Annotated in this window: 12 protein-coding genes; 7 read left to right on the top strand and 5 right to left on the bottom strand. The window is 68.7% G+C overall.

Features of this window, described 5'->3' with window-relative positions:
- Window positions 1–7: 7 nt before the first annotated feature.
- The 3 genes from NYO99_RS07295 to NYO99_RS07285 are packed head-to-tail and all read right to left on the bottom strand — an operon-like array spanning window position 8 to window position 2,627.
- Window positions 8–790 carry a head GIN domain-containing protein gene (locus NYO99_RS07295; RefSeq protein ID WP_268166492.1) on the bottom strand — a complete coding sequence of 261 codons (783 nt, stop codon included), beginning with the start codon at window positions 788–790 and terminating at the stop codon, window positions 8–10.
- On the bottom strand, window positions 787–1,527 hold the full coding sequence (locus tag NYO99_RS07290) for a LytR/AlgR family response regulator transcription factor (RefSeq protein WP_268166491.1): 741 nt from the start codon (window positions 1,525–1,527) through the stop codon (window positions 787–789). Before NYO99_RS07290 ends, NYO99_RS07295 begins: the two co-directional genes overlap by 4 nt.
- Window positions 1,524–2,627 (bottom strand): sensor histidine kinase, encoded by a 1,104-nt coding sequence (locus NYO99_RS07285; RefSeq protein ID WP_268166490.1) that lies wholly within the window; start codon window positions 2,625–2,627, stop codon window positions 1,524–1,526. Before NYO99_RS07285 ends, NYO99_RS07290 begins: the two co-directional genes overlap by 4 nt.
- A gap of 158 nt (window positions 2,628–2,785) precedes the next feature.
- Between NYO99_RS07285 and ssb the strand changes: the two genes are divergently transcribed.
- The 6 genes from ssb to NYO99_RS07255 all read left to right on the top strand — a co-directional run bounded on the left by ssb (window position 2,786) and on the right by NYO99_RS07255 (window position 8,625).
- A complete protein-coding gene (ssb, locus tag NYO99_RS07280) occupies window positions 2,786–3,337 on the top strand; it encodes a single-stranded DNA-binding protein (protein ID WP_268166489.1) in 552 nt (183 codons plus the stop codon).
- Between the two features lie 280 nt (window positions 3,338–3,617).
- On the top strand, window positions 3,618–4,487 hold the full coding sequence (locus NYO99_RS07275; protein ID WP_268166488.1) for a PEP-CTERM sorting domain-containing protein: 870 nt from the start codon (window positions 3,618–3,620) through the stop codon (window positions 4,485–4,487).
- Between the two features lie 176 nt (window positions 4,488–4,663).
- Window positions 4,664–5,638: a dienelactone hydrolase family protein gene (locus NYO99_RS07270; RefSeq protein WP_268166487.1), complete on the top strand. Its 975-nt coding sequence runs from the start codon at window positions 4,664–4,666 to the stop codon at window positions 5,636–5,638.
- A gap of 78 nt (window positions 5,639–5,716) precedes the next feature.
- Window positions 5,717–6,592 carry an alpha/beta hydrolase family protein gene (locus NYO99_RS07265; protein ID WP_268166486.1) on the top strand — a complete coding sequence of 292 codons (876 nt, stop codon included), beginning with the start codon at window positions 5,717–5,719 and terminating at the stop codon, window positions 6,590–6,592.
- A 54-nt stretch (window positions 6,593–6,646) separates the two neighbouring features.
- Window positions 6,647–7,606, top strand: a complete 960-nt coding sequence (locus NYO99_RS07260) for an alpha/beta hydrolase (protein WP_268166485.1) — start codon at window positions 6,647–6,649, stop codon at window positions 7,604–7,606.
- Complete coding sequence (locus NYO99_RS07255; RefSeq protein WP_268166484.1) at window positions 7,603–8,625, top strand: glycoside hydrolase family 43 protein; 1,023 nt, start codon at window positions 7,603–7,605, stop codon at window positions 8,623–8,625. The genes NYO99_RS07260 and NYO99_RS07255 overlap by 4 nt, the downstream gene beginning before the upstream one ends.
- A 91-nt stretch (window positions 8,626–8,716) precedes the next feature.
- On the opposite strand, the gene NYO99_RS07250 is transcribed toward NYO99_RS07255, so the two are convergent.
- Both NYO99_RS07250 and NYO99_RS07245 read right to left on the bottom strand, forming a co-directional pair.
- The gene (locus tag NYO99_RS07250; RefSeq protein WP_268166483.1) at window positions 8,717–9,871 is read right to left on the bottom strand and encodes a protein NO VEIN domain-containing protein; all 1,155 of its coding nucleotides are present in this window, start codon (window positions 9,869–9,871) and stop codon (window positions 8,717–8,719) included.
- 2 nt (window positions 9,872–9,873) lie between these two features.
- Window positions 9,874–10,725: a restriction endonuclease gene (locus NYO99_RS07245; protein ID WP_268166482.1), complete on the bottom strand. Its 852-nt coding sequence runs from the start codon at window positions 10,723–10,725 to the stop codon at window positions 9,874–9,876.
- A 976-nt stretch (window positions 10,726–11,701) separates the two neighbouring features.
- Here NYO99_RS07245 and NYO99_RS07240 point away from each other — a divergent pair.
- The coding region (locus NYO99_RS07240) for a recombinase family protein (protein ID WP_268166481.1) at window positions 11,702–12,967 on the top strand (1,266 nt) is incomplete at its 3' end.

Genomic DNA, 12,967 nt, shown 5'->3' with positions numbered 1-12,967 from the left:
TGCAGGCTCAGCGCTTGTCGCCCTTGCTCGAAATGCTGCCCATGCCGGACACCGAGCGCTGCACCGCGGGGCTGCCGAAATAGTCGACCGAGCCCACGCCGGAGATGTTGGCGGACAGCTCGTCCGTGACCCACAGCAGCACGTTGCCGATGCCGCTGACGCTGACCCGCGCCTTGTGCGCCTGCAGCCGGTCGGCCACCACCTTGCCCTTGCCCGAGATCTGCAGCGACAGCTCGTCCACGCGCCCGCCGAGCTGGCCGTCACCGGCGCCGCTGATGCCGAAGCTCAGCTGGCGCACCTGCAGCTGGTCCAGCCGCACGCTGCCGGCGCCGCTGATGCTGAGCTTGAGCTGGTCCAGCTTCAGCAGCCCGGGCGCGTGCAGGTCGCTGGCGCCCGAGACCGACAGCTGGCTGAGCTGGCGCATCTCCACCTGCACGAAGGGCTTGTCCGCATGCCAGAACTTCCAGCCCCCGGCCGGCTGGATTTCCAGCCGCCGGCCGCGCAGGCGCAGGTCCACGCCCTTCTGCACCTCGTCATCGCCGGCCACGAAGACCTGGTCACGCTCGCCCAGCACCAGCACCACGCGCGCCGCGCCGCCCAGATCCAGCCGGTCGAACTCGCCCGGCGTGTAGACGCGGCCGGGCCCCGGCGGCAGCGGTGGGGCCGGGGTAGCAGGCAGCGCCGCCGGGGCGGCCGGCGCGGGCAGGGCGGGCTGGGTGGACGGCGGCGCTGGGGGCTGCGCCTGGGCGGCGCCGGCCGCCAGCAGCAGGGCGGGCAGCAGCGCCTTCACAGCGACTGCTCCCGCAGCATCTTGGACACCTCGCGGTTGGCCGTGATACGCGTGCCGTCGCGCAGCTGCACGACGAGCTGCGAGTTCTCGTCAGGCGTGAGGCTGTCGACGAAGTCCAGGTTGACGATGCAGCCGCGCTGCACGCGCAGGAAGCGGGTTGCATCCAGCCGGGTCTCGAAGTCCGCAATCGGCAGGCGCACGAGGAAGCTGCGGCCGCGGCTGCTGATGGCGGTGTACTTGTTGTCGGAGCGCAGGCACTCGATGTCGGCCACCTGCAGCGGGAAGATCTTGCCCTGGTCGCGCACCAGCAGGCGGGTCAGCGGCGCCTCCGGCGGGGCCGTCAGCGCCTGCGCCACCTCGGGCGTCAACGGCGCCGCGTCGCGCAGCGCATGGGCCACGGCCTCGTCGAAGCGCTCGCGCGAGAAGGGCTTGAGCAGGTAGTCCACCGCGTGCAGCTCGAAGGCGGTCAGCGCATGCTGGTCATAGGCGGTGGTGAAGATGATGCGCGGCTGGCTGGCGTCGCCCTGCAGCGCCTGCACCACCTGCAGCCCGTTCAGGCCGGGCATCTGGATGTCGGTCAGCACCAGCGCGGGCCGCAGCGCGCGGATCTTCTCCAGCGCCTCCTCGCCGTCCTCGCAGACGGCCACCAGCTGCAGGCCCGGCGTGACACGCACCCAGTCGGCCAGCGCCTCGGCGGCCAGCGGTTCGTCTTCGGCGATCAGGACGGTGGTGCTCATGGTTGTGGGATGAAAAGATCGACGCGAAAGCCCGCGCCGGGAGCCGTGTGGATGCGCAGCCGGGCCTGGCCGCCGTAGTCCAGGGAGAAGCGCTTCTGCAGCGCCGCCAGGCCCACACCGCGGCGCTGGCCGGGCTGGGGCGTCAGCGCCTCGGGCGCGCAACCCGGGCCGTCGTCAGCCACGGCCAGCTCCAGGCCCTGGTTGAGCGCGTTGCGGCGCGCGGTGATGGTGACGGTGCCGCCCGCGCGGCGCGGCGCCACGGCGTGCAGGATGGCGTTCTCCACCAGCGGCTGCAGCGTCAGCGGCGGCAGCTCGTCGGCCATCACGCGCTCCTCCAGCTGCCAGTCCACGCGCAGGCGCTGGCCCAGGCGCAGCGCCTCCAGCGCGAGGTAGTCGCGCAGGAAGTCCACCTCGTCGGTCAGCATGACGCGGTCCTCGGCGCCGCGCTTGGTGTCCAGCACATAGCGCAGCATGGACGCGAACTGCAGCAGCGCCGCCTCGGCCTGCGCGGCGTCCTTGCGCGTCAGCGCGATCAGCGTGTTCAGCGTGTTGAACAGGAAATGCGGGTTCAGCTTGCCGCTGATGGCCGACAGCTCGGCCTTGGCCAGCGCGCTTTCGGCCTGCGCCGCCGCCACCGCCGCCGCCCGCGCCGCCCGCGCCTGCAGCACCGCCGTGAACGCGGTGGCGATGGCCGCATACACCACCAGCCCCCACACCGAGCGCCACAGCAACCCGGCCATCAGCACGGCGCCGGCATGGTCGCCGCCGAAAAGCAGCACATTCACCACGTACTCGCCGGCCTGCCACAGCACCGCGAAGGCCAGGGCCGCCAGGATGTGGGCCATCGCGTTCGCCGAGCCGGTCGCGTCGCTGGCATGCAGCCGGCGCGCCACCGGCCACACGGCCACGCCCAGCAGCATGGGCGCCCACAGCATGGTGGTGGCCTGGTAGACGGCCAGCCAGAACGGGTCCAGCCCACGGTCGAACTCGCTGCCGGCCAGCACGAACAAGCACCAGGCCAGCGCGCAGCAGCCGGCATAGGCCAGCCACAGCCGCCGGTTGGGGCGGGGCGGGGCAGGGCGGGGGCCGAGGGAGTCCATGCCTTCATCTTAGGGAGCCCCGGCACGCGGCCGGCGGCTGCGGAGACGAAGTGCGGGCCGCCGGGTGCGGGATGCGGTCTGCGGGGTGTTGCTGACGGTGCGCCGCACCCCGACCGGCATAATTCGCCCCCTTCCCCATCGAAATTCAGGCGAGCGTCATGGCCAGCGTCAACAAAGTCATCCTCATCGGCAACGTCGGCAAGGACCCCGAGGTCCGCTACAACCCCAGCGGCGCCGCCTGGGTCACGCTGAGCCTGGCCACCACGCGCAACTGGAAGAACCGCGAGACCGGCGAGCGCCAGGAAGAAACCGAGTGGCACCGCGTCGTCTTCAACGACCGCCTGGCCGAGATCGTCGGCGAGTACGTCAAGAAGGGTCGCCCGCTGTACGTCGAGGGCCGCCTGAAGACCCGCAAGTGGCAGGACAAGGAAGGCCGCGACACCTACACCACCGAGATCATTGCCACCGAGATGCAGCTGCTGGGCGGCCGTGACAGCGGCGGCGGCGGCGACGAAGGTGGCGGCGGCTACAGCCGTGGCGCCGGTGGCGGCGGTGGCTACAGCCGCGGTGGCGATGCCGGCGGCGACGACTTCGGCGGCGGCCGCCCGGCTGCCCGCCCGGCCCCGCGCCCCGCGCCCCAGCGCGCCCCGGCCCCGGCGCCCAAGGCGTCGACCGGCTTCGACGACATGGACGACGACATCCCGTTCTGACCTGAACCGGCCCGCACAAGACCCGGCCCGTGGCGCTCGCCACGGGCTTTTTTTCGCCCGCACTGTGGCGGGGCTGGCCGGTGCCACCGCAGTGCCGGCCGCACCAGCGCGGCGCAAGCGCGGGTGCCGGCCACTACGGCGACGAAGGCTGGCTTCACGGCAAGCCCCCCTAACAACCAAGGGTTCCCCCGTATTCAGAGGGGGCGGCGTGAACAAGTTGGCACGACTCCCGCTTTAACCTCGCGGCATACCAATGCAAACCAATCTTCAGGGGATTTCCATGAGCTTCAAGCCTGTCTTCTCGGCCCTGCTGGCCACGGCTGCGTGGCTGAGCGCGTCGCCGGCTGCCGCCATTGCCATCGCATCGCCCGCCGTGGTGCTGACGCCCGGCACGGTGTCGTACACCAACGTGACGCCTGCGGATGAGGCCGCCCTGTCGCCCTCGACGCGCAACCTCACCGGCCTGGGCGCCTATTCGTCGACGGTGGAGAACACCAGCACCGTCAAGCGCGTGCAGACCGCCCCGACGGCCACCACGGCCGGCCTAGCCTATGTGTACTCGGTCACCGAGGCCACGACGACCACGACGCAGATCAACGCCTACTACGACAGCTTCAGCTGGAGCCAGACGTTTACCGGCAACAGCAGCGGCAATGAAATCGTGACCTTCAGCGGCACGCTGACTGCGGCCCAGAAGCTGGGCGCCGTGCTCGATATCTCGGCATCGGGCAGCTACACGCCGGAAACCACGCCGTTCGGCTCGGCAGCACCGGCCCTGCCGTCGTTCTTCTACCGCGAGGGCGGCACCGGCGCCTGGACGGCACTGACCACCTACAGCAGCGCTGCGCCGGCAGGTGGCAACGTGTTCACCAGCAATGCGCTGCAGTCGCTGGGCCTGGCCGCGGGCTCGTCGACCTTCTTCGAGGTGGCCGTGCTGGCCGGCAACGGCGTCGACCTGAGCGGCCTGACGGTGTGGCTGGGCACGGATTACTACGACCGCTACGAGGTCGAGCTCTCCAAGGTCACCAGCACCACCGAGACGCTGATCGGCGCCGAAGTGCTGACCCCCGTGCCGGAGCCCGAGACCTACGCGCTGTTCGCCGCCGGCCTGCTGTTCGTCGTGATGCGTCTGCGCAACCGCAACCGCTGAGCGCGCGGGGCAACTGCCCCTGCCACCAAACCATGAAGCCCGGCCACCGTGCCGGGCTTTTTCATGCCCACACCGCACACCCTCCCCTGAAACCGCGACAGGCAAGTCCCAGGCAGCGCCCTGCAAGCAGCGCTGTTACGTTGCACGACCGCACTTGGTCTTGAACGGAGGACAGCATGGCATGGCAAGGATGGAAGGGCGCGGCGCTGACCGCGCTGGCAGCACTCACAAGCTGGACGGCAGGGCCTGCGCAGGCGCACGGCGAGCATGAACACGGCAGCGCCGCGGCCGGGCCGGCGGTGTCGTTCGTGCAGTTCTCGTCGCCCAACCTCACCGCGCCCGGCACGCCGCTGACGGTGCAGGGCAAGCTCAGCGTGCCGCGCCAGCGCGGCTGGCACAGTCAGCGCAAGCTGCCGGCCGTCGTCATCCTGCACGGCTCGGCCGGCATCGACGCGCGTGGCGACTTCTACGAGGCCGCGCTGAACGATGCCGGCATCGCCACGCTGCAGATCGACATGTGGCAGGCGCGCGGCTACACCGCGCCCGGCCAGCGGCCCACCGCGCCCATCCTGACCTACCCCGACGCCTTCTCGGCGCTGCAGTTCCTGGCCCAGCAGCCGGGCATCGACGGCGCGCGCGTTGGCGTGCTGGGCTTCTCGTGGGGCGGGCTGGTCAGCATGGGCACGGCCGAGCGGCTGTATGCCGGCCAGTTCGGCGGCGGCCGGACCTTCAAGGCCCATGTGGCGCACTACCCCGTGTGCTACGCCTGGAACAACGCGCCGCTGCTGGCCGCCGTGCGCAGCACGCCGGCCCAGTACGGCGTGCAGTGGCTGGCCCTGACCGGCGCGCCGGTGCTGATCCAGGTCGGCACCAAGGACGACTACGACAACAGCGCCAAGCCCTGCCAGGACCTCGCCGCTGCCGCGAACGCCAGCAACGGCAGCACCAGCCTCGTGCGCGTGGTGGCCTACCCCGACGCCACGCATGGCTGGGATCGCCTGATGGTGCCCATGACCGTCAACGACCCGTTCGCCATCCAGGGCAGCTTCTTCAGCACCGGCGTGCCGCCGGCAGTGAAGTTCACGCCCGATGCGGCGCAGGCCTACCAGTCGCGCGCCCGCGTCGTGCGCTTCTTCGAGCGGCAGCTGTAAGGCGGGCGGCCCGGCCGCGGGCCCACCCCATCGGGCTGTCATGCAAGCGGCCTACGCTGGCCGGGTTCATACCCCGCCATGCTGTCGCTGCTGCACCTCTCCCCCTGGGCCTGGCCGCTGATCGGCGTGCCCGCGCTGGCGGCCGCCGTTGTGGCGCTGCAAGGGCGGCTGCTGTTCGGCCGCACCTGGCGCATCCGCCGCGCCGCCCCCGGCCCGGCCGCCGCGCGGCGCCGCAGCGAAGCCGTGTGGCTGGCGCGGCCCGGCGGCGTGCAGCTGCAGGGCTGGCTGACCGTGCCGGCCGACGCCCCAGCACGCCGCCTGCTGCTGTGGTTTGGCGGGCGCAACGAGCATGTGGCCTGGACGCCCGACCTCGCCGGCTGGCTGCCCGACGACTGCGCGCTGCTCGCCTTCAACTACCGCGGCCTCGGCGCCAGCAACGGCTGGCCGGGCGAGGCCGCCTGCGTGGCCGACGCGCAAGCCGCTGCGGACTGGGGCCTGGCGCGGCTCGCGCTGCCGCCCGGCGCGCTGCACCTGGCCGGCCGCAGCCTGGGCACGGGCGTGGCCATGCAGCTGGCCGCGCGACGGGCCGCCGCCGGCACGCCGGTGGCCCGCATCGCCCTCATCACGCCGCTGAAGAGCCTGCACGCCGTGCTGCGCCGCAACCCGCTCATCGCCCCGCTGACGCCCTGGCTGCGCTCGCCGCTGGACAGCCTAGCCGCCGCACGGGCGCTGCGCTGTGAGGTGCTCGTGCTGCTGGCCGAGACCGACCGCCAGGTGCCGCACGCGCATTCGCACCACCTCGTCGATGCGCTGCGCCGCGCCGGCTCGACCGTCACCCTGCACCAGCTCGCTGGCACCAACCACCGCAGCCTGGCGCGCACGCCGGCCGCCATGCAGCAGCTGGGCAGCTGGCTGCCGCCCACACCGCCGGCCGCGCATTCGTCATCCCGCTGAGCGTTGCTGGCGGCGCGGGCGTCGCCCGGCAGCCCGCTGGCACACTGCGCCGGCATGAAGCGCCGCCTGCTGCTGTCGACCGCCCTGCTGCCCATGCTGACCCTCGCTGCTCCCCTGGTGCCCACCGTGCTGCCCACCGTGCTGCCCCTTTGGCCCGAGGGCGTGCCGCCCGCCCGCCGCGCCGACGCGCCCGCCGCACGCGGCGAGGCCGCCCCTGAGCGCACCGACGAGCAGGGCCGCATCGCCCATGTCTCGCTGCCCACGCTGACCGTCGTGCCGCCTGCCGTGGACCGCCCCAACGGCACCGCCGTCATCCTGTGCCCGGGCGGCGGCTACAGCGTGCTGTCCTTCCAGCGCGAGGGCCTGCAGTACGCCGCCTGGCTCAGCACGCTGGGCATCACCACCTTCATCCTCAAAAGCCGGCTGCAGGACTGGGGCCACCCCGCGCCGCTGCAGGACGTGCTGCGCGCGCTGCGCCTGGTGCGCTCGCGCGCGGCCGAGTTCGGCGTGCGGCCCGACCGCATCGGCGTCATGGGCAGCTCGGCCGGCGGCCACCTTGCGGCCAGCGCCAGCACGCTGTTCGACCACGCCGACGGCCGCACCGGCGCCGCGCTCGATGCCGTCAGCGCGCGGCCCGACTTCGCCGTGCTCGTCTACCCCGTCATCACGCTGATGCCGCCCGCTGCCCACCCCGGCTCGCGCAAGGCGCTGCTCGGCGAGCAGCCCGAGCCGGCGCTGCTGACGCTGCTGTCCGTGGACCAGCAGGTCACACCCGCCACGCCACCCACGCTGCTGCTGCACACCCAGTTCGACAAGACCGTGCCGGTGGACAACAGCCTGCTGCACTACCAGGCCCTCACACGCGCTGGCGTGCCGGCCGAGCTCTACGTCTTCGAGCAGGGCGGCCACGGCATCGGCATGCGCGACGGCCTGGGCAACGCCTCCGCCTGGCCCCGCCGCGCCGAAGACTGGCTGCGCCAGCGCGGCCTGCTGAACAAGGACACTCCGCGATGAAACGCCGCCACCTGCTGACGAGCGCGGCGCTGGCCGGCGCACTGCCCGCCTGGGCCCAACCTGCCGGCACGCTAACGCTGCCCGGCATGGACCTGCACGACCCCTTCATCGTCACTGACACCGCCAGCCAGACCTACTGGCTGTTCACGAAGAACCACGGCGACTTCACCGGCCAAGCGGCCCTTGGCGTGATGGCCTACCGCAGCCGCGACCTCAAGCACTGGAGCAAGCCCGAGCTGGTGTTCCAGCTGCCCGCCGACACCTGGGCCAATGAGGGCTGCTGGGCGCCCGAGGTGCACCGCTGGCGCGGCAAGTGGTACTTGTTCGTCACCGTGCACAACGAGCGCCTTCCGCTGGCCGAGCCCAGCCCGGTGCCCGGCCAGAAGACCTACCGCCGCAGCACCGTGCTGGCCGTGGCCGACACGCTGGGCGGCCCCTTCACGCTGGTGCGCGGCGGCGAGCCCGTGGTGTCAAAGGAGCTGATGACGCTGGACGGCACGCTCCACCTGGACCGCGCCGGCAAGCCCTGGATGGTCTACGCCCACGAATGGCTGCAGCTGCGCGTGGGCGCCTTCGCCGCCGTGCCGCTGGACGACGAACTGCGCGCCGTGGGCCCGCCGCGCGAGCTCTTCCGCGGCAACGCCTCGCCCGCCGCCAAGCCGCAGCAGGGCCAGGGCATCATCGTCACCGACGGCCCTCAGCTCTACCGCACGGCCGACGGCAGCCTGCACATGCTGTGGTCCAGCTGGGGCGACGACGGCTACTTCCAGACCGTGTCGCGCTCCCCCTCGGGCGAGCTGTTCGGCCCCTGGGAACACGGCCCCGTGTGGCTGGCCAAGGGCAGCGGCCACGGCATGCTGTTCCGCACACTGGACGACCGCTGGATGCTCGTGGTGCACCGCCCGTTCAAGAACGCGCGCGGCAAGCTCTACGACGTGCGGGAGCTGGCCAGCGGGTTTGAGCTGGTGAGGCAGCGGGTGGATCTGGATTTGGATGCGGCGCCGTTGGGGCCGGGCTGAGAGATCAATTCAGCCACTGCTTGACCAGGTAAGGCGTTTGATGCGGTACGCGATACCAACAAGCCGATAGCGTGGCTGGCACGCGTCAACATCAGACGAAGCTGGCCCTGAAAGTGTGGGGATCGAGCAAGCAATGCGACTCGATCCTGCCTGGTAGCTCGAACAGATGCGGTTCGGCTCTGAAATCGAAGACTCGGTAAAGCGTGAAGCGATCTGGCGTCGCCCTTGCAAACTCCACCTCGTTTGACGACACGAAGAACGGGGTTCGTTTGCCGAACGATGTGGTCTTCACTTCGATGAACCGCTCGATCCCATCGGCTTCGAACGACAGCACGTCATAGCCGAGTCCATCACCCCGTGTCTTGGCGACGTGCTCGACGCGCTCCGCCAGTTGCCCGAGTCCAAGCTGCAGCAAGCGCCAGCGCTCGAAGCGCACAACGAAATCCTCGCCGGCACGCCCGAGTGAGCGGTTCGCGGCTTCCTGCTCAAGATAGTCGCGCCGAAAGGCCCGCCGCGGCCGCCAAGGCAGAGGCTCCCGCAATTCAAGATTGGCCTCTGGCGGTGGCTCCTTGACTGCCTTGAAGTCGTCTCGCTCAAGCTCGACGACTTCGCGGCGAGCAGCATCCATGACGACAGCGTCCAAGCGCTGATGACCAACCACCTGCAGCTCGATCTCTCGCAGCAAGACGTCGCGCTGAAAGTTGGCCCTGGGCTGGTAGCCCTGGATGTACGGTAATCCGAGCTCGAGCATTGCCGCACTGATGTTGCCGTGCTTGAACTCAATGGCCGCTTCACTACGGCCGTTCAATCTACGGAGCAACGCGCGGCGATGGGCACTCTTGTTGACAGCTTGACCGCTCAACTCCGCCAGCAGCATAGCCAGGTAGTCCGCCACGATGGCTGCGACCTCCTCCGACGACCAATGGGTGCTCGCCGCACTTGAAGGGGTCCCTTCGTGGACGACCTCGAAGCCCAGCCGCTCCAGCACTGGCCGCACGGTGGCAGCGCCACCAGAGAAGTCCTTCGGGCCGAGACCACCACGTTCCGGGTACTGGTAGCCCAAAGCTGCGCCCGCTATCGCCTTGGAATCCGCCAATCCTTGTGTTCGCGGATTCCTGACGAGGTAGCTGGCAGCCTCGCGAAAGCCGTACTTCCGCAGGAATGCCTCTTTCCCGAGTTGCTCGTATTCATCGAGTGCGGCCTGAACGGCTGCGACGCTCGTCAATTCAGAGAGTCGCGGCGGCATGACTACTTACCCTGCAACGAAACGTCCCTCGTGCCACGGCAAGAGGGGAAGTCAGAACAACCCCAGAAGCGGTTGCCTGATTGAGACCCGCGCTTGGCGACACGCAAGACCATCTTGTTGTCGCACAAAGGGCACTTCACACCGGTGTCATCCCCTTGCGTTGTGGCCGACACGGGCTGCCTGTGATGTGCGTTGGGCTCCAGCAAACTCTTCAACTGCTCACCGTCGATGAGCTGGACGTTGCGGCCCACCGCGAAGTTCTCAGCCTCTGCGGTGAACCGACCCGATGTGACAACGAATCCTCCTGCGGCCCCCTGAGCAGCCATGACGCCGTACAACTCGCGCACGACATCGACGCCAACACGCTGCGCGCGCCATTGCTTGCACTGCACGAGGTGCAACTCGCCGCCGCGGCGCAACTCAAGATCAACCCCACCATCTGGCCCTGCTCGCCCAGTCTCCTTAATCTGGTAGCCAAGCCGGCGAAAGCCCTCACCTACCAACTGCTCAAACTGCTGCCAGCTCATGCTGTTGAACGCATCTCCAGCTGGATTCGCCGTGCTGTGCTCGATCAACTGTTTGCGGCTGCGACGCTTCAGGGCCGATACAACAGCACCAACAAGGCAAAAGACCGGCAGCAGGTACTGCCCGTAAAACGCCATCGTTCGCCAGATCACCTGAGCGGCCATCGAACCCAGCTGATCCAACTGTGTTGCTACAGGGGCCGGGCGCTCAGCGATTGGGTGAAGGATCAGGTAGGAGCCGACGGCAAGGCCGACACCGGCCCACCAAGGCAGCTTGGCCACAAGCTCCATGATGTCTTCGGCTGCGCCTTGCTTGCGCCGTGTTCCCATGTTTTCCTCCCTTTGCCCGCCGCAAAAGTCTCCAGCCCTTCTAGAAGACTGATAGCTCGCGGCGAAGTGAAGTGCTGGCTGCTACCGCAGTCAGCCGTAGGGCGCCAAAGTAGTTGCTCTGGCGCGCACGGTGGATCAAGCACTTGGCGGGTCCCGCGTCACAGTCTTCAACCAGGCGCAGCACGACTTAGTGCGACTGACCTTCGAGTGCGCCACAGTTCTTGCACACGTGTCGTGGGCGCTTCTTTGAGCACGGTCTTTGACAAGGTTGGACCGGTGAAGGCGCGCTTGAGCCGGTCTGACGTGAAGCGCAAAGTTCAGGACCAGACCAGGGAGTTCAGCCTTCCCAGGCGCCCCCCAAGCGGCCAAGAGCAACAGCTATCAGGCCTGCGATCTCGATAGGAATGAACATGGCTCAGTTGGCATGTGCATCCTGCGGCCGAGAGTTCACGGTTCGTCCGCAATCGCCCCATCAGACCTTCTGCTCGGCGCCCGAATGCCAGCGCGAGCGGCGCAGACGTTGGAACCGAAACAAGCTCGATGCGGACCCGGACTACCGGGCGAACCAGGCGGCGGCCCAGCGAGCCTGGCACGCCCGAAACCCAGGCTACTGGCAAACCTACCGCGAGCGGAAGCAGCCGACGGCCCCGCTCAGGGCGTCACAAACAAGACCTGCAACAAGTGACGCGTCATTTTTCGGGGTGGACCAGGCTAACGGTCGCTGCTGGGTCGACGTTCTCTCCTATGAAAGAAGCGGCCAACCCACAGCCTGGCGGGTCGAGATGGTGTTGACGCGCCCGCGAGATTGCAAAGAAGGACGCGTGCAAAGAGAGGACTCGTGGATGACAACGTGATCGCTGACTAATGTCTCGTAGCACGGCTTCGAGATCCCGGTGAGCGTTCGGCGGGACGCCAGATCTGTCTCTCATGGTTCGGAGTGGCGTGCCTCCCCATCGCTCAAGGAGCGGAGAAGGACATGCAGCCAGAAGACCTACAACCCGGCGAAGAACAAGCCAGCGCTTTCCGCGCTGCCGAGTACGTCCGCATGTCGACGGAGCACCAGCAGTACTCGACCCAGAACCAAGCGGACAAGATCCGCGAATACGCCGAGCGGCGCGGCATCCGGATCATCCGCACCTATGCCGACGAGGGAAAGAGCGGTCTGAGAATCGATGGCCGTGAAGCGCTGCAGGCCCTGCTTCGGGACGTTGAGTCCGGCAACGCGGACTTCAACGTCATCCTCGTCTACGACGTCAGCCGTTGGGGGCGCTTCCAGGACGCCGATGAGAGCGCGTACTACGAGTACGTCTGCAGGCGCGCTGGCATCCAGGTCTGCTACTGCGCCGAGCAGTTCGAGAACGACGGTTCGCCGGTGTCGACCATTGTGAAAGGCGTCAAGCGCGCCATGGCCGGCGAGTACAGCCGCGAGTTGTCGGCCAAGGTGTTTGCCGGCCAGTGCCGGCTCATCGAGATGGGGTTCCGGCAAGGGGGGCCGGCGGGCTTCGGCCTGCGTCGCGTGCTGGTCGACCAGGCCGGCAACGTGAAGAGCGAGCTCTCGCGTGGCGAGCACAAGAGCCTGCAGACCGACCGCGTGATCCTCACACCCGGGCCGGATCGGGAGATCCGCATCGTGCGAGACATCTACCGTTGGTTCACCGACGAGGGGCAGCACGAGGTCGAGATCGCTAGGCGCCTCAACGATCAGGGAGTGCTTACTGACTTAGGGCGCAACTGGACCCGTGCCACGGTGCGCGAGATCCTGACCAACGAGAAGTACATCGGCAATAACGTCTACAACCGCATCTCCTTCAAGCTCAAGAAACTGCGCGTCATCAACGGGCCCGACATGTGGATCCGCAAGGACAGCGCCTTCGAGGCGGTTGTTTCGCAGGAGGCCTTCTACACGGCGCAAGGAATCATCCGGGCACGAGCCCGCCGTTTCAGCGATGCGGAACTGATCGAGAAGTTACGCGGGCTGTACGAGCGCCGCGGCTTCCTGTCTGGCCTGGTCATCGACGAGACGGAAGGCATGCCGTCCGCGGCGGCGTACATCCATCGTTTCGGCAGCCTCATCAGGGCCTACCAAGCTGTTGGCTTCAAGCCTGACCGCGACTACCAGTTCCTCGAGGTCAACAAGTTCCTGCGTCGCCTGCATCCCGAGGTGGTGGCTGGCACGGAGCGCGAGATCGCGAACCTCGGTGGGGTGCTCGTCCGCGATCCGGCGACCGACCTGCTGGACGTC

It is taken from the genome of Roseateles hydrophilus (assembly GCF_026712245.1).
Classification (GTDB): domain Bacteria; phylum Pseudomonadota; class Gammaproteobacteria; order Burkholderiales; family Burkholderiaceae_C; genus Pelomonas; species Pelomonas hydrophilus.
The sequence above is the reverse complement of the archived record's forward strand: the minus strand, read 5'-3'. Positions and strand labels throughout refer to the sequence as shown.

Coding starts and splice junctions, on each gene's coding strand:
- NYO99_RS07290 (WP_268166491.1), bottom strand. CDS start 1,527: ATGAGCACCACCGTCCTGATCGCCGAAGACGAACCGCTGGCCGCCGAG.
- NYO99_RS07285 (WP_268166490.1), bottom strand. CDS start 2,627: ATGGACTCCCTCGGCCCCCGCCCTGCCCCGCCCCGCCCCAACCGGCGG.
- ssb (WP_268166489.1), top strand. CDS start 2,786: ATGGCCAGCGTCAACAAAGTCATCCTCATCGGCAACGTCGGCAAGGAC.
- NYO99_RS07275 (WP_268166488.1), top strand. CDS start 3,618: ATGAGCTTCAAGCCTGTCTTCTCGGCCCTGCTGGCCACGGCTGCGTGG.
- NYO99_RS07270 (WP_268166487.1), top strand. CDS start 4,664: ATGGCATGGCAAGGATGGAAGGGCGCGGCGCTGACCGCGCTGGCAGCA.
- NYO99_RS07265 (WP_268166486.1), top strand. CDS start 5,717: ATGCTGTCGCTGCTGCACCTCTCCCCCTGGGCCTGGCCGCTGATCGGC.
- NYO99_RS07260 (WP_268166485.1), top strand. CDS start 6,647: ATGAAGCGCCGCCTGCTGCTGTCGACCGCCCTGCTGCCCATGCTGACC.
- NYO99_RS07255 (WP_268166484.1), top strand. CDS start 7,603: ATGAAACGCCGCCACCTGCTGACGAGCGCGGCGCTGGCCGGCGCACTG.
- NYO99_RS07250 (WP_268166483.1), bottom strand. CDS start 9,871: ATGCCGCCGCGACTCTCTGAATTGACGAGCGTCGCAGCCGTTCAGGCC.
- NYO99_RS07245 (WP_268166482.1), bottom strand. CDS start 10,725: ATGGGAACACGGCGCAAGCAAGGCGCAGCCGAAGACATCATGGAGCTT.